At 72.1% G+C, this 19830-nt stretch carries 16 protein-coding genes and 1 pseudogene; 9 read left to right on the top strand and 8 right to left on the bottom strand.

The features are described 5' to 3' along the window. Positions 1 to 12: 12 nt before the first annotated feature. Positions 13 to 342, bottom strand: a complete 330-nt coding sequence (locus tag IEZ13_RS47535) for a cation:proton antiporter domain-containing protein (RefSeq protein WP_260179353.1) — start codon at positions 340 to 342, stop codon at positions 13 to 15. Beyond that, complete coding sequence (locus tag IEZ13_RS46680) at positions 236 to 931, bottom strand: cation:proton antiporter domain-containing protein (protein ID WP_260179337.1); 696 nt, start codon at positions 929 to 931, stop codon at positions 236 to 238. The genes IEZ13_RS47535 and IEZ13_RS46680 overlap by 107 nt, the downstream gene beginning before the upstream one ends. Before the next feature lie 280 nt (positions 932 to 1211). Between IEZ13_RS46680 and IEZ13_RS22795 the strand changes: the two genes are divergently transcribed. Together IEZ13_RS22795 and IEZ13_RS22790 are read left to right on the top strand one after the other, a co-directional pair. After that, the gene (locus tag IEZ13_RS22795) at positions 1212 to 1415 is read left to right on the top strand and encodes a cold-shock protein (RefSeq protein ID WP_183223006.1); all 204 of its coding nucleotides are present in this window, start codon (positions 1212 to 1214) and stop codon (positions 1413 to 1415) included. A gap of 422 nt (positions 1416 to 1837) precedes the next feature. Continuing rightward, a complete protein-coding gene (locus IEZ13_RS22790) occupies positions 1838 to 2305 on the top strand; it encodes a transposase family protein (protein ID WP_229794902.1) in 468 nt (155 codons plus the stop codon). A gap of 443 nt (positions 2306 to 2748) precedes the next feature. On the opposite strand, the pseudogene IEZ13_RS22785 reads toward IEZ13_RS22790, so the two are convergent. The 3 genes and pseudogenes from IEZ13_RS22785 to IEZ13_RS22775 all read right to left on the bottom strand — a co-directional run. Continuing rightward, positions 2749 to 2925: pseudogene (locus tag IEZ13_RS22785) on the bottom strand (nucleotidyl transferase AbiEii/AbiGii toxin family protein); the annotation flags it as partial. Continuing rightward, complete coding sequence (locus IEZ13_RS22780; RefSeq protein ID WP_183223005.1) at positions 2925 to 3287, bottom strand: hypothetical protein; 363 nt, start codon at positions 3285 to 3287, stop codon at positions 2925 to 2927. The gene IEZ13_RS22780 and the pseudogene IEZ13_RS22785, both read right to left, overlap by 1 nt. A 711-nt stretch (positions 3288 to 3998) precedes the next feature. Continuing rightward, positions 3999 to 5153 (bottom strand): acyl-CoA dehydrogenase family protein, encoded by a 1155-nt coding sequence (locus IEZ13_RS22775; protein WP_183223004.1) that lies wholly within the window; start codon positions 5151 to 5153, stop codon positions 3999 to 4001. 230 nt (positions 5154 to 5383) lie between these two features. On the opposite strand from IEZ13_RS22775, the gene IEZ13_RS22770 reads away from it, so the two are divergent. From IEZ13_RS22770 to IEZ13_RS22745, 6 genes are read left to right on the top strand one after another with little or no spacing between them, the layout of a single operon-like run. Next, a complete protein-coding gene (locus IEZ13_RS22770) occupies positions 5384 to 10498 on the top strand; it encodes an SCO7613 C-terminal domain-containing membrane protein (RefSeq protein ID WP_183223003.1) in 5115 nt (1704 codons plus the stop codon). A gap of 33 nt (positions 10499 to 10531) precedes the next feature. Then, entirely contained in the window at positions 10532 to 11059 is a 528-nt protein-coding gene (locus IEZ13_RS22765) for an RNA polymerase sigma factor (RefSeq protein WP_183223002.1), read from the top strand. Then, positions 11056 to 11805, top strand: coding sequence for a zf-HC2 domain-containing protein (locus IEZ13_RS22760; RefSeq protein WP_183223001.1), 750 nt, complete (start codon positions 11056 to 11058; stop codon positions 11803 to 11805). Before IEZ13_RS22765 ends, IEZ13_RS22760 begins: the two co-directional genes overlap by 4 nt. Further along, positions 11802 to 12545: an ABC transporter ATP-binding protein gene (locus tag IEZ13_RS22755; protein ID WP_183223000.1), complete on the top strand. Its 744-nt coding sequence runs from the start codon at positions 11802 to 11804 to the stop codon at positions 12543 to 12545. The genes IEZ13_RS22760 and IEZ13_RS22755 overlap by 4 nt, the downstream gene beginning before the upstream one ends. An 8-nt stretch (positions 12546 to 12553) precedes the next feature. Then, the gene (locus IEZ13_RS22750) at positions 12554 to 13783 is read left to right on the top strand and encodes a hypothetical protein (RefSeq protein ID WP_183222999.1); all 1230 of its coding nucleotides are present in this window, start codon (positions 12554 to 12556) and stop codon (positions 13781 to 13783) included. Beyond that, a complete protein-coding gene (locus tag IEZ13_RS22745; RefSeq protein ID WP_183222998.1) occupies positions 13780 to 14382 on the top strand; it encodes a hypothetical protein in 603 nt (200 codons plus the stop codon). Before IEZ13_RS22750 ends, IEZ13_RS22745 begins: the two co-directional genes overlap by 4 nt. On the opposite strand, the gene purE is transcribed toward IEZ13_RS22745, so the two are convergent. From purE to IEZ13_RS22730, 3 genes are all read right to left on the bottom strand, one after another. Next, a complete protein-coding gene (gene purE, locus IEZ13_RS22740) occupies positions 14379 to 14876 on the bottom strand; it encodes a 5-(carboxyamino)imidazole ribonucleotide mutase (RefSeq protein WP_183222997.1) in 498 nt (165 codons plus the stop codon). The genes IEZ13_RS22745 and purE overlap by 4 nt on opposite strands. Beyond that, complete coding sequence (locus IEZ13_RS22735; RefSeq protein ID WP_183222996.1) at positions 14877 to 16019, bottom strand: 5-(carboxyamino)imidazole ribonucleotide synthase; 1143 nt, start codon at positions 16017 to 16019, stop codon at positions 14877 to 14879. It lies immediately after the preceding gene. A 136-nt stretch (positions 16020 to 16155) separates the two neighbouring features. Continuing rightward, a complete protein-coding gene (locus IEZ13_RS22730) occupies positions 16156 to 18147 on the bottom strand; it encodes a thioredoxin domain-containing protein (RefSeq protein WP_183222995.1) in 1992 nt (663 codons plus the stop codon). A 414-nt stretch (positions 18148 to 18561) separates the two neighbouring features. Here IEZ13_RS22730 and IEZ13_RS22725 point away from each other — a divergent pair, with 414 nt between their 5' ends. After that, complete coding sequence (locus IEZ13_RS22725) at positions 18562 to 19806, top strand: arginine deiminase (RefSeq protein WP_183222994.1); 1245 nt, start codon at positions 18562 to 18564, stop codon at positions 19804 to 19806. Positions 19807 to 19830 lie beyond the last annotated feature (24 nt).

Genomic DNA, 19830 nt, shown 5'->3' with positions numbered 1-19830 from the left:
TCGTTTCCCTAGTCATCGAGCTCGTTGAGCGCGGTGAGGGCGGCCGCGACGGATGCCGCCCGCGCCTCGTTCCGGAGAAGGGCCTGATCGTTGTCGTCCGCGCGCAGCCCCAGTGCCCGGACCATCGGCGCGAACGTCAGGCCCTGCCCGACCGGGGTGACGAGCACGACCACGACGGTGCCCCACGATCAGCCCGGCTACGACCACGGCCAGCACACCGGAGACGTGTATCACCTCACCGAAGAGGTAGGCGCCGAACGGTGTGGCCAGCGACACGGCGTTCGCCAGCAGTAAATCGCCGCTGAGCGGCCGGGACAACAGGCGGACGGCGAAAGCGACCAGTGCGCCCGCGGCCACTCCGCCTGCGGCGACGAGCAGGAACTGACCGAGGGCGGACCGGCGCCGAGAACCGGTCTCCGGTGGCCGTGGCGGCCGCGACGCTCAGGATGGTGAGCGCGGTGGCATCGTTGAGAAGTCCCTCACCCTGGATCAGGGTGATGATCCGGGGTGGAAGCCCCACCTTACGCACGACGGCGAGCGCGGCGACCGGGTCGGGTGGCGCGACCGCCGCACCGACCGCAATGCCGACGGCCAGGGTCGCGCCGGTGACGAACCGCGAGAAACCCAGGCCGATCAGCAGTGCGGTGAGCAGGACCAGGACCGCCGACAGACTGACCATGGTACGCAGATTGCGGCGGATCGCGACCGTGGACGAGTCCAGGGCGGCGCTGTACCGCAGCGGCGGCAACACGAACGCCAGGACGACGTCCGGATCGAGCGGGACGTTGGGCCCCGGCAGGACGGAGTATCCGATGCCGATGATCGGCAGCAGCGCGGCGGCGGGCAACCCGGTCTGTCCGGCGACCCAGCGCACCACCGCGACTACGGCGATAAGGGCGAGGACAAAGATCAGAACCGGCTCGACATCCATCGTCTCGTCCTTACGGACCGCCCTAGGCCGGCCGCAGAAACCGGTGCCGGGTAACGCCGAGCCGGAAATCGGCGGCAAGATTCCGGGTCGGCAGCCGAATTTCTGTGTTATGGTTGCCGTGTTGCAGTTTTGATTTCCGTAGACGTTTTCGGCGCCTGATGGGTTATCTGAACCCCTCCAGGCGCTTTTTCGTTTTCCGCGTCGATGCGATGCGGGTGATCAACGCGGCGGCGCAAGGGTCCGCACAGTGCGGATTCCGACAGCTTGCTAAGGAAAAGACATGGCTACAGGCACCGTGAAATGGTTCAACGGCGACAAGGGCTTCGGGTTCATCAGCCAGGACGGCGGCGGCCCCGACGTGTTCGCCCACTTCTCGGCGATCTCGGCGAGCGGCTTCCGTAGCCTCGACGAGAACCAGCGGGTGGAGTTCGACGTCACGCAGGGCCAGAAGGGCCCGCAGGCCGAGAACATCCGCGCTCTCTGATCCACGGACCACCGAAGGCGGCTCGACTGGTTCAGCGAGCCGCCTTCGGTATCTCTCCACTGCAATTATTCGAGACTGTTCACTCAATATTTCGCTGTTTCCGCGCTCTCATGTGCGTGCCGCTCGAGAAAGACCTATTATGGCGATCATCAAAGCGCCGGGCGTGTCCGCATCCCGCCCACTTTCCGACCTTTCGCGTTTCCGACGCATCGCCCCAGCCCCGACCCTCGGGCACTTGACACCGTTCCTCGCCCCAGCCGCCGCGGCAAATCCGGCCCCCACGCATCGTGATTCGGACCGCGGCGAGCAGGCGATGCATCGGCTTCGCCATCCGTTCGCGTCAGAATAGAATGGGCTCCGGTCCCAGCACCTAAGCCGGTGTTGTTCGCACACCCGCTGCCACCGGATTGACCGGTTTCCGAGTGGTCGCGGAGACCTGGTACTCGGGAATGCAGCGCGCCTTCGGCGCGAACATCCAAGCCATCATGCTCCCGAACGGCCTTTCGATCTGGACCGCCGACGCGATGCCCGGCCATCTGCACGGCCTGACCTGCGCCAAACACCTCGACATCACCGCCTCCCTGAACTGGGCCGCCGCCGAACTCGACCTGCCCACCCTGGCCGACTCCGGCTACGAAGGCGCAGGCCACGGCATCAAGACCCCCACCAAGCAGCCCACTGACGGCAAACCTCTCGCCGTCGCCAACCGCAGCGTCAACCGGCTGTTGCGCGGCCTGCGCTGGCAAGGAGAACGCGGCTTCGCCATCCTGGTCGGCCGCTGGAAAACCCCGCGTCACGGCACGATCAGCCCCCGAAGAATCGGCGACGTCGTCGCGGCAGCGCTACACCTCACCCACTTTGAATACCGCTGCCTCAACGAATCTTGTTGAGATCCCCACGAGGATCTTCCGGGATGCCACCAGCACCCCAGACGATTCTCGCTGTGAACGGGGCCGACCACGCACCAGCCCGGCCACAGACCTCACCAGGAAGCGGCTTGCACGCCCGAGCCAACAAGCCGGGATCCGTAGCGCCGTTCCGTTCCGGTGTTCCCCAAGGGCGTACCCCCAGCACCACATCAGCCCCGGCCCCGGCCGAAGTGCTTGATCTCCACCGCTCAGTTCACACCTACGCCAAGCTCATCGCTCGCCCAGGCTGCCGACAGCGCAAATAACGCCAGTGCCCCCGGCCAGTAGGCGCCGGTGCTACGGCCTTCGCGGTATGGCCGCTGTGCGACGGCCACTACTGGCGCGGCTCCCCGGTGCCCGCGAACCACCCGCCCATGCCCTACCTGGCTCGATCACCCTCCGTAATATCGGAACTGGCCGTCCACGGGGAAATCTGCGCGCCGTTGCCAGTCGGCGAAGAGGTCGACGTCCTCACTCGGCCTGTCGATGATGCCGTGCGCCGCGACGGCATGCCCTCCAGCCAAGGCGAAGCCGAACGGGCCGCCCGCGCGTAGACCGATCTCGGCAAGCACAAGGTGCAGCGGCTCCGCCTCGTGAGGCACTACGCAGCGGCCCTGCGGGAGTCAGCAAGTACCGGGTGCTTCGACTCCCAGGCGAGTCGCACCTGTGGCGGAAGGGCCAAGCCGCCCCAAAGGCGTCGGAGTGTCGGCCCGTTCAGCCAGAGCTGAAGATCCTCGATGGTTGTCGCCTCGCGCAGGACGGTCTCGTACATGCTGGCGAGCCGGCGCGGGTTGGCGAGGTCGTATCGCGCACGCCCGGACCAGTCGAGCCGTCGGCTGAGCACGACCTGACCCGCGATCGGCCCGTTCAGCTCATCGAATTGCTCGATGACGACATACGGCCGCTGATCTGCGTACCGTGACCCGCGCGGCGCGCCAGGCCCCGACTCGGCCAGCTCAGCCACAGTCCTGTTCCTCTCATCACATGTCCGGCAGACGGGCAGGACTCGATACAGATCCTATCGCCGATATCGGGGGCCGTCCGACCAGCACAAGGTCAGGAGTTGGTTCGTCACGCTCAAGGACGGTCGCCGCTGGCTGGAGGTGAAACAGCGCCGGGAACTGTGCTGGATGACCTGTCTGACGAATTGCAGCCGGGGCACCGGGGCCCCCACACGTTGCGCCATCGACGGTCACCACGGCCGCTGGACGTGGTCGGCAAGCAGCCCCCGCGATTACATAGAGCGACGACCGCGACAGCTCCCCACCATCACGTACCGATTCCTCACCACCGTAATTCGCGGAGCCCTGACCGGCTCGTCAGAACGACGCGGAACGACAGCTCGCGGGGCAGTCCGACATTGGCCCATCCATCGTTCCAGTTGAATCAAGCGATGGCTCGGCCCAGGATTTGCCCATGATGCCAACCGAAAGTATCCAAGTGGACTTCACTTCGTCCCGACACCCACACGCAAAGTAACCAGAGCGTCAGCAGTCATAACAGCCCTGAGCTGGGAAAATGGCTCACACAGCGCACCGGAGCGCCCTGCCGCACCCCCACGACCCATCGACAGCCATCTCGCACTCGTGAATCGCGGACATCTACGAGTTTCCGAGACCAAAACAGGGCCGACCATCTAAAGTCGACCCTGCTTTGACCCGCCAAAACTCGCCCTTTAGTCCTTCAGAAGCTGTCGCGCCATGACGATGCGCTGGACCTGATTCGTGCCTTCGTAGATCTGGGTGATCTTGGCGTCGCGCATCATGCGCTCGACCGGGTAGTCGCGGGTGTAGCCGTACCCGCCGAGGATCTGGACCGCGTCGGTGGTGATCTCCATGGCGGCGTCCGAGGCGAAGCACTTCGCGGCCGCGCCGAAGTAGGTCAGGTCGGCGTCGCCGCGCTCGCTCTTGCCGGCCGCGGCGTAGGTGAGCTGGCGGGCCGCCTCGAGCTTCATGCCCATGTCGGCGAGCATGAACTGGAGGCCCTGGAAGTCGGCGATCGACTTACCGAACTGCTTGCGCTCCTTGGCGTACCCCAGAGCGAAGTCGAGCGCGCCCTGCGCGATGCCGATGGCCTGCGCCGCGATGGTGACCCGGGTGTGGTCGAGGGTCTTCATCGCGGTGGCGAAGCCGGTGCCCTCGTCGCCGATCATCCGGTCGGCCGGGATGCGTACGTTGTCGAAGTAGACCTCACGGGTGGGCGAGCCCTTGATGCCGAGCTTCTTCTCCGGCGAGCCGAAGCTGACGCCCTCGTCGGACTTCTCGACCACGAAGGCGGAGATGCCGCGGGACCGGGCGGACGGGTCGGTGACCGCGAAGACCGTGTAGTACTCGGAGACGCCGGCGTTGGTGATCCACCGCTTCACGCCGTTGAGCACCCAGTGGTCGCCGTCGCGGACCGCGCGCGTGGTCATCGAGGCGGCGTCGGAGCCGGCCTCCGGCTCGGAGAGGCAGTACGAGAACATCGCCTCGCCCGAGGCGACCTTCGAGAGGTACTTGTGCTTGAGCTCCTCGGACCCGGCGATCAGCAGCGGCATGGTGCCGAGCTTGTTGACCGCGGGGATCAGCGACGACGAGGCGCAGGCACGGGCCACCTCCTCGATCACGATGGCCGTGGCGAGGGCGTCGGCGCCGGCGCCGCCGTACTCCACCGGAATGTGCGGCGCGTGGAAGTCGGAGGAGCGGAGAGCGTCGTACGACGCCTTGGGAAACTCGCCGGTCTCGTCGGCCTCGGCGGCGTGCGGGGCGACCCGCGCGTCGCAGATCTCGCGCACCGCGGCACGGATCGTCTCGTGGTCCTCCGGAAGCCGGTAGACGTCGAAGTCAGCCATGTCCTTAACCTTCCCTAAGCCGGTCCCGGAGCCATGTTACCGGCGCGTAGCGTGGCCCTGGCAACACCGCCTCCTGTGCCGAATATCGCCGCCCGATCGGGGGCATGCCGGGAAACCGCCGGGTTCGGGGCCGTTTCCGCAGATCTCCACCCGCTTGAGACTGTTCTAATGAGGTGTCGGAACGGCATGCTCTAACTACGGAGCGCGGCCGCGTGGTACGAGGGGGTCCTGTGGCGCAGGCAGACGAGCCCGACTACGGAGACGAACTGGCTCGCATCGACGCGTCGATAGCGGATCTGAAGATCCGGGACATGCAGGCCGCGGCCGAACGCACCAAGATCGCCAGCAAGATCCAGGCCGCCCAGTTCCAGCGGGACATCCTGTCGCACGCCCAGAAGCAGAAGGGCGCCAAGAGCCGGCGCTCCACCCGGCGCCGCCCGCCGGAGGACTTCCCGCCGCCCCCACCGCCCGGGGCCCCGCACGCCGCCGAGGAGCCGCCGCCCCGGCCCCGCCGGCGGCAGCCCCCGCCGCCGGACTGGGCCGAGCCGGGCACCGCGCGCACCGGCCCGCCCGGGGTCGCCTCCGACGGGGTGACCGTGCTGGTCGACGATCCGCCGCCGACCGAGCGGGTGGCCCCGCCGCCGAGCTCGAGGCGGCCACCGCTGGCCACCATGGAGCATCCACCGGAGGCCTCCACCCAGTCGGTGCAGAACATCCTGCTGGTCCTCGGCGCCCTGCTGCTCGGGGTGGCGGCCGTGGTGTTCGCCGGGGTGGCGGTCTCGAACCCGTTCGCCCGGGCGCTGATCCTGGCCCTGGCCACCGGGATCGCCCTGTCCGCGGCGCCCGGCGTGGCCAAGCGGGGGCTGACCTCGACCGGCGAGACGGTCGCGGCGATCGGCCTGATCCTGCTGCCGATGACGCTGTACGCGCTGCACGACACCCCACTGACCGGCGGCGACGTGCCGACCGCGCTGTACCTCGGGATCACCTTCGCGATCACCGCGGTGGCCGGGTTCCTCTACGCCGGGGTCACCCGGCTGACCGCTCCCCGGTACGCGACGGTCATCGCCACTCAACCGGTGGCGCCGCTTCTCGCGTACCCGCTGATCCAGAGCCCGGCCGGCTGGGGCCTCGCGCTGACCGCCGTGGCCGTGCTCGACCTGCTTCTTCTCACCAGGGTGATCCGCACCGGCCGGCTGGTGCCGCGCTGGCCGCTGGGCCGGCCGGTGCCCGCCGACCGCGTGTCGCTCGCGGAGGCGGACGCCGACGCCGAGCGGTTCGCGCGGCGCGAGGACGAGCCCGATCCGGCGGACCCGTCGGCGTACGCGGCGGACGCCCCGCCACGCCCGGAGTCCCAGCCGGAGGAACCGGATCTCATCATCGCCGGGCTGAACCGTCCCCGCCGCCGTTGGTCGCCGAGCCGGATCTTCCCCGGTCCGCGGCCGCAGGGCGCGCCGCCGGCCGGTTCGGTGCCGCTGGCCCCGCCGGCCGTCCCGCCGTCGGCGGACTGGCTGCGTGAGCTGACCTTCGCCCTGCTCTGCCTCGCGTCCGCGGCCGCGCTGCTCTACTCCTCGGTGGCGCTGCTCCAGGCCCGGGTGGTCGGTGACGCGCTGCGGTCCGGCCTGATCCTGGTGGCCGCGGCCGGCACCGCGGTGGCCGCGGCCCGGCTGCTGCGGCACCCGCTGGCGTTGAACGTGGCGGGCGGTGTCCTGACCCTCGCGGTGATCGGGGCGATCGCCCGGATCGCCGGGGTGGCCTCCCCGCCGTGGAACGTGGTGGCCGCCGCCGCGACCGTCGCCCTCACCGGCGCCGTGATCGGGATGCTGCCCGAACCGGTGCGCCGCGGCCCGCAGTACGCGTCGACCGCCGCCCTCGCCCTGATCGGCCTGATCGTCGGGGTGGACGCGATCCGGGCGGCGATCGCCCCGGTCGCCGCGGCCCGGCCGGTCTGGGACGCCGACACCGCGGCGTACGCCCAGAAGCTCGCCGAGGCGGTCGGCCCGTCCGGCTGGCTGCTGGCGTTCAGCGCGCTGCTGATGACGATCGCCGCCGCCCTGGCCCTGCCGTCGAGCATCCGCCACGAGGGCGCGGTCGCCGGGATCGCGCTGACCGCGCTCTCCGTGCCGGCCTCGCTGGGCCTGCCCTGGTCGGAGGCGCCCTGGCCGCTGGTGCTGGCGGCGATCGGCCTGGGTGCCGCCGGTCTGTGGGCGAGCACCTCCCGGATCGCGTACGCACACGTCGCCGCGGCCGGGGTGGTCGGGCTGTTCGGGGCGTGCGCGGCGCTGAGCGCCTCCTGGCTGACCGCGGCCGTGCTGACCGCGCTGGCCGGCGCCGGGGTGATGGTCACCATCGCGGCCCGGCAGATCCCGGTCCGGCTGTTCGCCTGGGTGGTCGGCGACTGGGCGTCGGGGGCCGCGGCGCTGGCCGTTCCGGGTGCCGCGGTGACCGCCGCGCTGGCCGTCGCCGACCCGGGTGGCGGGCCGCCGCCGAACGCCGGTTCGACCGTCCCGGCACTGGCTGCCGGGTTCCTCGCGGTGGCCGGCACGCTCAGCTACGCGGCCGTCTTCCAGGTGGCCCGCCGCGAGATCAGCCTGCCGCTGACCATCGGCACCGGGCTCGGCGCGGTGACGCTGGCGCTGGCGGCGCTGTTCGCCCCGGGCGCCACGGCCCCCGACGTCTGGGTCGGCGCGCTGCTGCTGGCCGCGGCCGGGCTGCTGTTCTTCGCCAAGTCGATCGACAACCGCGGGCGTACCGACCGGATGCTGGACGGCCCGGACATCGCCGCGGCGGCCGCCACCGTGGCGATCTGCGGCGCGCTCGCCCGGGTGGCCGCGCTCGGCTTCCCGGCCGCGCCGCTGGCCGTCGCCGGTGTGGTGGTTCTGCTGGTCGGGATGGGTGTCACGGTCCTGCCGGACGACTGGCGGCCCGGCCCGGCCCGCGGCCTGGGAATCGCCGCGCTGGTGGTCGGGGCGATCGCCGGCTGGCAGGCGCTGGTCGGCGGGCTCAAGGTGCTCTCGCTGCCGGGCGGGTTGTGGGAGGCCCAACTGGAGGCCTACCCGGCGACCGCTCCGGCGGGTGCGTGGCAGGCCCCGTTCGCGCTGGTGATGGTCGCGATCACGGCCGGCATCGCGATGCCCCGGCCGTGGTCGTCCTACGCGTCCGGGCTCGCCGCCGTGCTCGCCGCCATCGGCACCCCCTACGCGCTCGGTTTCCCCTGGTGGTCCCCGCTGATCATCGGCACCGCAGTGGCGGTCGGCTACGCGCTGGCCGCCGTCGCCGCGCTCGACCCGAACGCCGCCCGCGCCCGGGCCGGGGTCGCCGCCGTGGCGCTGCTGCACGCCGTCGCGGTGGGTCTGGCCCGCCCCTGGTCGACCGCGCTGGCGCTGCTCGTGGTGGTGCTGCTCGGCGCGCTGGTGGCGGCGATGGCCCGGATCCCGGCGCGGCTGCCCGCGTCGGCGTTCGAGGACACCGCCGAGCTGGAGAGCGCCGATCCGGACCGGCCTCCGGTCCGGGTGCTGCCCCGGCACCGCGCGCAGATCGGCGGGGCGGCGACCGCCTCGGCGCTGCTGGCGCTGCCCGGTTTCCTGGCCGCCGTCGCCGCCGGTCAGGGTCACGACCTCCAGGTGATGCTGACCGCCGCGCTGGCCGGTTCCACGCTGGGTCTCGCGGTGCTGGCCGCGGCCGGCCGGTTCCTGCCGCAGTACCTTCCCTGGGCGACGATCGGCGTGGTCCTCGGCGCCTCGGTCACCGCGATCGCCTGCATCCCCACCGACTACCCGACCGCCCTGTACGCCGCGGCCGCCGCCCTGGTCGGGGTGCTGGCCGAGATGCTGCGCGGTTCGGTGCCGCCGGCGCCGACGGACCCGGTGCCGCGGGTGGCCCCGTTCAACGACCCGGCGGTCGGCCGGTATTCGCGGATCCGCCGGCCCGGCTGGGGCGAGCGCTGGCTCGCCGACCCGGCCACCGGCGCCGTCATGCTCGCCCTGCTGCCCACCGTGCTGGCGCTGTTCTCGCTGGCCCCGGCCCTGCGGGCGGCCCTCATCGACCCGCTGGCGCAGCTCGCCGCGATCTGGCAGGGCCCGGTCGCGGCGCTCGCCGACCCGGCCGCCGGCAACGTGGACGCCACCAGCGCCCTGGCCGCCGTGCTGCTCACCGGCGCGGCCGCGCTGGCCGCGATCGGGTTCGGCGGCAAGGCGTCCGAGGCGGTGCCGGTGATCCTGCCGGGGCTCGCGCTGACCCTGCTGATCACCCCGATCGCCCTGCACGCCGGCTACCCGGCGGCCACCGGGGCGGCCCTCGTGGTGTTCACCATCTCGATGCTGGGGCTGGCGCTCACCCCGCCGCCGCTCGCGACCCGGGCGCCGGTGCTGCGGACCACCCGGACCGCGGTGTTCGTGATCGGTCTGCTGGCCGGTGGCGCCGGGCTGGCCGGGAGCCTGGCCGAGGTGCCGCTGACCCTGTTCACGCTGGGCAGCGCGGTCGGTGTCGGGCTGGTCGGGGCGATCAACGGGCGCACCCAGATGGCCCGGCTGCTGGGCTGGCTGTTCGCCGCCCTGATGGGTCAGATGTTCGTCCTCGCCGTGTCGATCGCGGCCGGGCTGGAGCGGCAGTGGGCGGCGTTCGGCGTACTGGCCGTCGGCGCGGTGCTGCTCACCCTGGAGGCGGCGCTGCCCCGGCTGGGGCTGCCGCAGTACCGGGCCGAGGCGGTCACGATCGAGTGGAGCGGCTACACGTCGGCGGCGATCGCCGGGGCGCTGGCGTTCGACTCCCCCGCCCATCTGGCGGCGCTGCTCGCGGCCTGGGGTGCGGTGCTGGGCCTGGCGGCGTCCCGGCCAGACCGCAATGCGAGCCAGCGGCGCACGCTGTTCTGGGTGGCGGTCGGGTTCGAGATCGCCGGCTGGTGGCTGTTCATCTCGCTGGCGTCGGTGGGGCTGCCGGAGGCGTACACACTGCCGTTCGCGGCGCTGGCCCTCGCCGTCGGTGTGGTCGAGGCCCATCACCGGCCGGATCTGAGCAGCTGGGCGGCGTACGGGCCGGCCCTTCTCGCGGCGTTCGTGCCGACCATCGGGATCGTGCTGACCGGCGACGGCGGCGACCTGCGGGCGGTGCTGCTGCTGCTCGGGGCGGTGCTCACGCTGATCGTCGGGTCGCGGACCCGCCAGCAGGCGCCGGTCGTGGTCGGCACCGCGGCCACGGTGATCGCGGCGCTGGCGTTCGCGTTCACCGTCGGCGGTCCGTGGCTGATGCTGGTGCCGGTCGGCGTGGTGCTGCTGTTCCTGGGCGCGTCGAGCGAGAACCGCCGGCGCACCCAGGAGTTCCGTGAGGTCCTTGCAAAGATGCGGTGAACCGGATCTTGAAGCGCTGCGTCCTTACTCTGCATGGAAGACGACGCGGCGCTACGCCGGATCGCGGCCGGTGACCGGGCCGCGTTCCAGGCGTTCTATCGCGCGCACGCGCCCTGGCTGGCGGCCCGCCTGCGCCGCCGCTGCGCCGACCCGGAGCTGGCCGCCGAGCTGCTCCAGGAGACGTTCCTGGCGGTGTGGCGGGTGGCGGCCGGCTATCGGGGCGGCGCCCAGGCGGCCGGCTGGCTCTGGTCGATCGCGCTCAGCCGGCTGATCGACTCGCAGCGGCGGGCCGCGGTCCGGCCGCGCACGGTCGCGGCGCTCGGCGACGAGGAGCACGGCCGCCACCCGTCGGCCGAGGACGAGGCGCTCACCCGGGTCTGGGACACCGCGGTGATCGACGCCCTGCGACGGCTCTCCCCCGAACTGCGCGCGGTATTGCAGGCGACGGTCCTGGACGGGCTGAGCGTCCGGGAGGCGGCCGTCCTGCTCGGCGTACCCGAGGGAACGGTGAAGACCCGCGCCATGCGGGCCCGGCGGCAGCTGCGGGAGGCACTCTCATGACCGATTTCCACGTCGCCGACGCCGACCTGCTGGCCTGGGCCGAGAACCGGCTGGCCGAGCCGGCCGCCTGGTCGGTGGAGGCGCACCTGGACGACTGCGCGGCCTGCCGGTCCCGGGTGCCCACGACGGCCGTCCCACCGGCGCCGATGGACCTGCCGCCGCAGGGCCGGGTCCGCCGGGCCACCCGGGCACGCCGGATCCGGCTGCTCATCGGGGCCGGGCCGCAGGCGCGGGTCGCCTGGTTCTCGGCGGTGGCCGTGACGGTCCTGCTCACCCTCACGGTGGGCGACCGTGTTCCGCACTGGCTGCTGCTCCTGATCGGCCCGGTCCTGCCGGTGCTGGGCACGGCCGTGTCCTACGGGCGGCACACCGATCCGCTGGACGAGCTGGTCGCGTCCACGGCGTACGGCGGATTGCGCATCGTCCTGTGGCGCACGCTGTCGGTGCTCGCCGTCTCCCTGCCGGTGGCCGTGGCCGGCGGTCTGGTCTCCGGCCTGGGTGAGCCGGCCGTCTGGCTGCTGCCGTCCTGTGCCCTGACCGCGCTGACCCTGGCTCTGGCCGCGCTGACCGGCCCGGCGGTGGCCGCGGCTGTCATCGGCGGCGGCTGGGCCCTGCTGGTGACCGGCACCCTGTGGAGCCCGGAGGCCGGCGCCCAACTGGTCACCGGGGGAACCACCCCGGCCTGGCTGGCGGTCACCGCCGCCGCGGCCCTGATCATCACCTATCGAAGGGAGGCGCACCGGTGACGGTCGCCGTCGAGGAGCTGACGGTCCGGTACGGCCGCCGGGTCGTGCTGAACGGGCTGGATCTGGCGCTGGACACCGGCGTGCACGGGCTGCTGGGCCCGAACGGCGCCGGCAAGACCACGCTGATGCGGGTGCTGGCCACGGTGGCCCGCCCGGACGGCGGTGGGGTGCGGCTGCTGGGCAGCGCGATCGCCGACGAGAAGGCGCTGCGGGAGGTCCGCCGGCAGCTCGGCTACCTGCCGCAGACGTTCGGCTTCTATCCGCGGTTCACGGTGCGCGAGTTCGTCGAGTACTTCGCCTGGCTCAAGGAGATGCCGGCCGCCCGGATCCCGGTCGCGGTGGATCGGGCGCTGGAACGGGTCGGGCTGCTGGACCGGGCCGACGACCGGATGAAGACGCTCTCCGGCGGCATGCAGCGCCGGGCCGGGATCGCCCAGGCGATCGTCAACGACCCGCGGCTGCTGCTGCTCGACGAGCCGACCGCGGGGCTGGACCCGGAGCAGCGGGTGGATTTCCGGGCCCTGCTGCGGGAGCTGGGGGTGGACGCGTGCGTGCTGGTCAGCACGCATCTGGTGGAGGACGTCGCGGTGGCGTGCGAACGGGTCAGCCTGGTCGACGGGGGCAGGCTGGTCTTCACCGGCACGCCGGAGCAACTGGCCTCGGCCGGCGGCGACGGCGATGCCGGTGACTCCGCCATCGAGCGCGGCTACACGGCCGTCCTGCGGGCGGCCCGCGCATGATCCGGCGGATGCTGCGCATCGAGCTGCGCCACGGCTCCGCGCCACTGGCAGCGCTGGCCACGGCCGTCGCCCTGACCTGGGTGCTGGTGGCGAACCCGGCACAGTGGGTCGGCCAGTGGGGCGGCCTGGCCGTCTACCTGCGGATGTGCCTCCTGGTGCTGTGCCCGCTGTTCCTGGCGGCCGGCGCGTGGCAGGTCGGCCGGGACCGTCGCGCCCGGACGGTGGAGCTGCTCGGGACCGTCCCGCGCCCGGCGTGGCATCCGATGCTCGCCGGCTGGGCGGCGGTGACGCTGGGCGGTCTGGCCGGTCTCTCGTTGCCGCTGCTGGTGGCCGCGGCCATGACCGCGCGGCTCGCTACCTACGCCGGTCCGGGCTGGTGGGGGCCGCTGCCGGTGGTCCCGATCGGGCTGGCCGCCGCGTCGGCTCTCGGCGTCCTGATCGGCCGGCGGTTCCCGGGCCGGGTCACCGCGCCGGTCGCCGGGCTGGCGCTCTATGTCGGGCTGGCGCTGCCCGCCTACTTCCCGGACAGCCGGTGGGCGGTCCTGTCTCCGGTGACCGACGAGTTCCGGTCGTACGTTCTCTGGCCGGCGTCCTTCCACGTGTGGCAGGCGGCCTGGCTCGGGCTGGTCGCCGCGACGTTCCTGCTGCTGGCGACCCGCCGCTGGTGGGCGGCCGTCGCCCCGGCGGCGCTCGCCGGGGTGCTGCTCGTGGCGGCTCCGCCGGATCAGCCGGCCGCGGATCCCGGCGCGCTGGAGCTGGTGTGCACCGAGCGGGCCCCGCAGGTCTGCGTCACCCGGATCAACGAATTCCTGCTGGCCGACGTCGACGCGGTGCTGCGGCCCGGCCTGGAGCGACTGGCCGGTATTCCGGGAACACCGGTTCGGGCGGTGGAGGAGACCGTTCGCCGCACCGGCGAGTACCGCCCCGACATCGCCTGGTTCTCCCTCAACGACCAGGCCCGCCTCACCGGCGGGGTGGACCGCCGGGACTGGCTGGAGACCACGTTCCGGAGCAGTCTGGGCGACAACGACTGCCCGCCGCCGCCGGATTCGGTCGGCGATCCCACCCTGGATCCGGTGTGGCGGACCGAGCTGGCGGCGGACCTCTGGATGGAGGGCGACCCGCCGCCCGAGCTGACGGCCCTGCCTGAGGAGCGGCAACGGGAGTGGATCGGACGGGTGTTCGCCGCGAGCCGTACCTGTGACCGCGCCGAGCTGGGCCGGCTGGCGCTGTCATGACCGCCCGCGCGTTACGGCTGCACCTGCGGGCCCGCGGTGGCCCCCGGTTCGGCGCCGGGCTGATCCTGGTCACCGTGTTCGCCTGGGTGGCCGCGCAGTGGCTGGCCACCCGGCCGTTCTTCGACGGCCCGGCCGCCCGGGTGCCGATCGTGGCGCTCGCGCCGCTGCTGGCCGCGCTGCTGCTGGCCCGTACCCTGGGCGGCGCCGACGAGTCGCTGGAGCGTGTCGCGCCGGTCCGCTGGCGGCCGATTCGGGCCGCCCATGTGGGTGCCGCGACCGTGCTGGTGGCGCTGCTGCTGGCGGCGACCGGCCTGCACGACCCGGCCGTCTACGGCTCGTACGCCCTGGTCCGCAACACCCTCGGCTGCACCGGCCTGGTCGCCGGGGCGGCGGTGCTGATCGGCGCCCGCCTGGCGTGGCTGCCGGCGTTCGCCTACGTCGTCACCGTCTACGGCGCGTCCCCGGCCCGCGACGGCGGCTGGGAGAACCTGTGGGCGTGGCCGTTGCAACCGTCGACGGCCGGGTGGTCGTGGGCGCCGGCGCTGGCCGCCTGCGCGGCCGGCGCCGTCCTCTACGTGCTTCGAGGGGCGAGAGGCTAGCCCATCAGCTTTTCGCGCAGCGCCGCGTCCTTCTCGGCGACCATCTCCTCCAAGCCCTTCTGGAACTCCGCCATCCGCTGCCGCAGCACCGGATCGGACGCCCCGAGAATCCGGACCGCGAGCAGGCCGGCGTTGCGCGCCCCACCGATCGACACGGTCGCCACCGGCACACCGGCCGGCATCTGCACGATCGACAGCAGCGAGTCCATCCCGTCCAGGTGCTTGAGCGGCACCGGGACGCCGATCACCGGCAGCGGGGTGAGCGAGGCCACCATGCCCGGCAGGTGCGCGGCCCCGCCGGCCCCGGCGATGATCGCCTGGATGCCCCGGCCGGCCGCCGACTCGGCGTAGTCCACCATCTTGCGCACGGTCCGGTGCGCGGAGACCACGCCGACCTCGAACTGCACCTCGAACTCGGCGAGCGCGACGGCGGCCGCCTCCATGGTGGGCCAGTCCGAGTCGCTGCCCATGATGATGCCGACACGCGGGGCCATCTACACGCCTTCCTGGAGCCACTTGGCGGCGCGCGCGGCCCGCGCCCGCACCTCGGTCAGATCGTCGCCGAGCACGGTCACGTGGCCGATCTTGCGGCCGGGCCGGACCTGCTTGCCGTAGAGGTGCACCCGCGCGCCCGGGTCGGTCGCGAACAGGTGGTGCAGCCGCTCGTCGATGGAGATGCCGCCGGGCTCGCCACCCAGCACGTTCGCCATCACGACGACCGGGGCGGCCAGCGCCGTGGAGCCCATCGGATAGTCGAGCACGGCACGCAGGTGCTGCTCGAACTGCGAGGTCCGGGCGCCCTCGATGGTCCAGTGGCCGGAGTTGTGCGGGCGCATGGCCAGCTCGTTGACCACGATGCCGGCGTCGGTCTCGAACAGCTCGACGGCCAGCAGGCCGACCACACCCAGCGCGTTGGCCAGGTCGATGGCGAGCTGCTGGGCCTCCAGCGCGCGCTCGTCGGACAGGCCGGGCGCGGGCGCGATCACCTCGACGCAGATCCCGTCCCGCTGCACGGTCTCCACCACCGGGTACGCCGCCACCTGCCCGAACGGCGACCGCGCCACGAGGGCGGCGAGCTCCCGCTTGAGGGCCACCTTCTCCTCGACGATCAGCGGGATGCCGGTGGACACCAGGTCGGCGGCCGCCTCCGGGGAGCCGACCATCCAGACGCCGCGTCCGTCGTACCCCCCTCTTGTCGCCTTGGCCACCACCGGCCAGGACCCGCCCGCGAAGGTCTCCACGTCGGAGGCCGTGGCGATCCGCGCCCAGCGCGGCACCGGCGCGCCCAGCTCGGCGAGACGCTCCCGCATGAGCCCCTTGTCCTGGGCGAAGACCAGCGCCTTCGAGCCCGGGAAGATCTTCACGCCCTCGGACTCGAGCGCCTCGATGTGCTCGGTCGGCACGTGCTCGTGGTCGAAGGTGACGGCGTCGCACCCCTTGGCGAACTCGCGCAGCGCCGCGAGATCGGTGTGCGTGCCGATCGGCACGTCGGCCGCGACGAGCGCGGCGCTGTCATCGGGCTTCTCACTGAGCACACGCAGTGACTGGCCGAGGGAAATGGCGGCCTGGTGGGTCATCCGGGCCAGCTGCCCGCCTCCCACCATGCCGACTACAGGCAGTCCGGTTCGGGTATCCATCGCTCAGCCAGCCTAGCGACGCCGCAGATCAACCCCAAAATCAACCCCGTTTTCTGGTACGGCTACCGCGCCCCCGACCGCACCACCACCGTCGACGCCCTCCGGGCGCGACCGGCCGACCTCTCCCCGCTCCCGGCTATTTGGCGAGCCGGGTGAGCAGATCGGCGGGGGTCGTGACCGGGCGCTCACAGAAGAATCCCCGGCACACGTAGGCGGTGGCGCGGCCGTCGAGCAGCGGGCGGTCGGCCAGCAAGGGCACTCCGGGCCGGTCCGGCTCGCCCACGACGACGACCGAACCGCCGGGGGCGTGCCGGAAAGCGGCCTCGGCCAGTGGATCCGACGGGTCGGTGGTGGCCACGGCGATCTCGTACGGCCCGGCGAGCGCCGCCTCGGCGACGGTGGCCGCGTAGCCGGCGAAGCGCGGGTGCCCCTCGATCAGCGGTCCCAGGGTGGCCAGCGCCGTGTCGGCCGCCTCCCGATAGGACGTATCGCCGGTGAGGGCCGCGTAGGCGACCAGGGCCGCACAGACCGACGACGCGCCGGACGGGGTGGCGTTGTCGGTCGGGTCGGCGGGGCGGGTGAGCAGCTTCTCGGCGTCGTCGGCGGTGTCGTAGAAGCCGCCCTGCCCGGTGCCGAAGTGGTCCAGCGCCACGTCCAGCAACTGTTTCGCCAGGGCGGGCCAGCGCGGGTCGGCGGTGATCTGGTGGACGGCCAGGAACGCCTCGGCCACACAGCCGTAGTCCTCCAGCACCCCGGCCGGTTCGCCGGCCAGGCCGTCCCGGGAGATCCGGCGCAGACGGCCGTCGACCAGGTGCCGGACGGCCAGCACCCCGGCCAGGCTGACCGCCGCCGCACGGGAGGCCGCCGAGCCGGTGAGCACGCCGTGCTCGGCCAGGGCGGTGATCGCCAGACCGTTCCAGGCGGCGACCACCTTGTCGTCGCGGGCCGGCTGCGGGCGGGCGGCCCGAACGGTGAGCAGGCGCTGCCGGACGTCCTGCCAGCGGGCGATCAGCGTGGGGTCGGCCTCGTCGATGTCGCGGGCCAGCACCAGCACGCTCTTCCCGTGTTCAAAAGTGCCGGAGGCGGTTACCCGGAACAGGTCGGCGGCCCAGCGGCCGTCCTCCTCGCCGAGTGCCTCGACCAGCTCGGCGGGCGTCCACGCGTACGTCGAGCCCTCCACCCCGGCGGCGTCGGCGTCCAGGGCGGAGGCCAGACCGCCGGGCCCGGTGCCGAGGTCACGCAGCAGGAAGGCGGCGGTCTCGTCGGCGACCCGGCGGGCGATCACGTCCCCGGTGAGCCGCCACAGCTGGGTGTAGACCCGGAGCAGCAGCGCGTTGTCGTACAGCATCTTCTCGAAGTGCGGCACCGTCCACGTGGCGTCCACCGAGTACCGCGCGAAGCCACCGGCGAGCTGGTCGTAGAGGCCGCCGCGGGCCATCTGCTCACACGTGTGGCGGACCGTCTCGAGCGCCTCCGCCGACCCGGTGCGCTCGTGGTGGCGGAGCAGGAAGAGCAGGTTCATGTGCGGCGGGAACTTGGGGGCGCCGCCGAATCCCCCGTACGTCTGATCGTGGTCCTTGAGGAGGGCGACCATCGCGGCGCCGAGCAGATCCGCGGAGATCGGCGCCGTCGGGCCACCGACGAGCTGGGCCCCGCCGACGGCCTGGACCACCGCGGCGCCCTGGGTGAGCACCTCGTCGCGCTGCTCCCGCCAGGCGGTGGTGACCGAGCCGAGCAGGTGGGCGAAGCTCTGCTTCGGAAAGTAGGTGCCGCAGAAGAACGGCTCGCCTCCGGGTGTGGCGAAGACCGTCATCGGCCAGCCGCCCTGGCCGGTCATCGCCTGCGTGGCGGTCATGTAGACGGTGTCGACGTCCGGCCGCTCCTCGCGGTCCACCTTGATCGCCACGAACCCGTCGTTGAGCAGCGCGGCGATCGACTCGTCCTCGAAGGATTCGTGCGCCATCACGTGACACCAGTGGCAGGCCGCGTATCCCACCGAGATCAGGACGGGCACGTCCCGGCGGCGCGCTTCATCGAAGGCGCCCTCTCCCCAGGGCCACCAGTCGACCGGATTGTCCTTGTGCTGCAACAGATAAGGCGACGTTGCGCCGGCGAGCCGGTTAGCCATCCCTGCAACTCCTGGTCTTGACGCTCGCGGGACGCCTCGAATCACCGGCCGCCGCATCAGGGCCCGGCCTCCCGGCAGTGACAACCGCCAGAGGGCGGATGCCCCGGCATTTCAGTCAACACACTACTCGGTGCGCTTCTCGTCCGCGTCGATTGACTCGCTGGGAATCACGGCCATTCGTGAACATCAATGCCTTAAGGATCATCCGCAGCGGATGAGGACGGCACCACCAGCCACTGCCTAGTGTTTCGGGGCGGCACCATATGTCGTATTTGACCATTATCGGGACGACGGCCACGAGACGGCCACGCGTTCGTACGAGCAGGTCGTCGCGTTGCGGAGGGACCACGGGCGGCGGCTCCGCACAGCCGAGGACCGTGACCGTCAGTCAACCCTGACCGGAGGAGATACGTCATGCCCACCAACAGCTTCGGGGTCCATTCGGAGGTCGGACGGCTGCGCAAGGTCCTGGTCTGCGCACCGGGGCTGGCACACCGTCGGCTCACCCCCACCAACGCCGACGACCTGCTGTTCGACGACGTGATGTGGGTGGAGAACGCACAGCGCGATCATCTGGACTTCGTGAACAAGCTGCGCAACCGCGGGGTCGAGGTGGTGGAGCTGCACGACCTGCTGGCCGACACCATGGCGATCCCGGAGGCCAGGGCGTGGCTGCTGGACCGCAAGATCATCGCCAACGAGGTGGGGCTCGGCCTGCTCACCGAGACCCGGGCGTTCCTCGACGAGCTCAAACCCCGGGAGCTCAGCGAGTTCCTGATCGGCGGGCTGGCCACCTCGGACCTGCCGGACGACTTCCGCTCCGGGTACCTGTCCCTCGCGAGGGAGCAGACCGGCGTCCGGGAGTACCTGATGCCGCCGCTGCCGAACACGCTCTACACCCGGGACACCACCTGCTGGCTGTACGGCGGGGTCACCCTCAACCCGCTGTACTGGCCGGCCCGGCACGACGAGACCCTGCTGATGAAGGCCGTCTACCAGTTCCACCCCGACTTCGCCGGCGCGACCGTCTGGTGGGGCGACCCGGAGCAGGACTGGGGTCTGTCGACGTTCGAGGGCGGCGACGTCATGCCGGTCGGTAACGGCGTGGTGCTCGCGGGGATGAGTGAGCGGACGTCGCGGCAGGCCATCACCCAGGTGGCGGCGGCGCTGTTCGCGGCGGGCGCGGCCGAGCGCGTCATCGTGGCCGGGATGCCGAAACTGCGGGCCGCGATGCACCTGGACACCGTGTTCACCTTCGCCGACCGGGACATGGTCACGGTCTACCCGGCCATCGTGGACGGCATTCACGCGTTCTCCCTGCTGCCCAGCGACAAGGACCCCGGCGTCGAGGTGGTAGACGAGGGCGATCGCAGTTTCCTCGACGTGGTCGCCGCGTCGCTGAACCTCGAACGGTTGCGAGTCATCGAGACCGGCGGCGACGCGTACGCCTCGGAACGCCAGCAGTGGGACAGCGGCAACAACGCGGTCGCGGTCGAGCCCGGCGTGGTGTTCACCTACGACCGCAACACCCAGACGAACGCGCTGCTGCGCCGGGCCGGCGTCGAGGTCATCACGATCGTCGGCGCCGAACTCGGCCGGGGCCGGGGCGGCGGGCACTGCATGACCTGCCCACTGATCCGCGACGCCGTCGACTTCTGACAACGCGTCCCGTGTCCGGAAAGA

Source organism: Actinoplanes campanulatus (assembly GCF_014647795.1).
Classification (GTDB): Bacteria; Actinomycetota; Actinomycetes; order Mycobacteriales; family Micromonosporaceae; genus Actinoplanes; species Actinoplanes campanulatus.
Note: the sequence above shows the minus strand (reverse complement) of the source record. Positions and strands in the feature narration are given on the sequence as shown.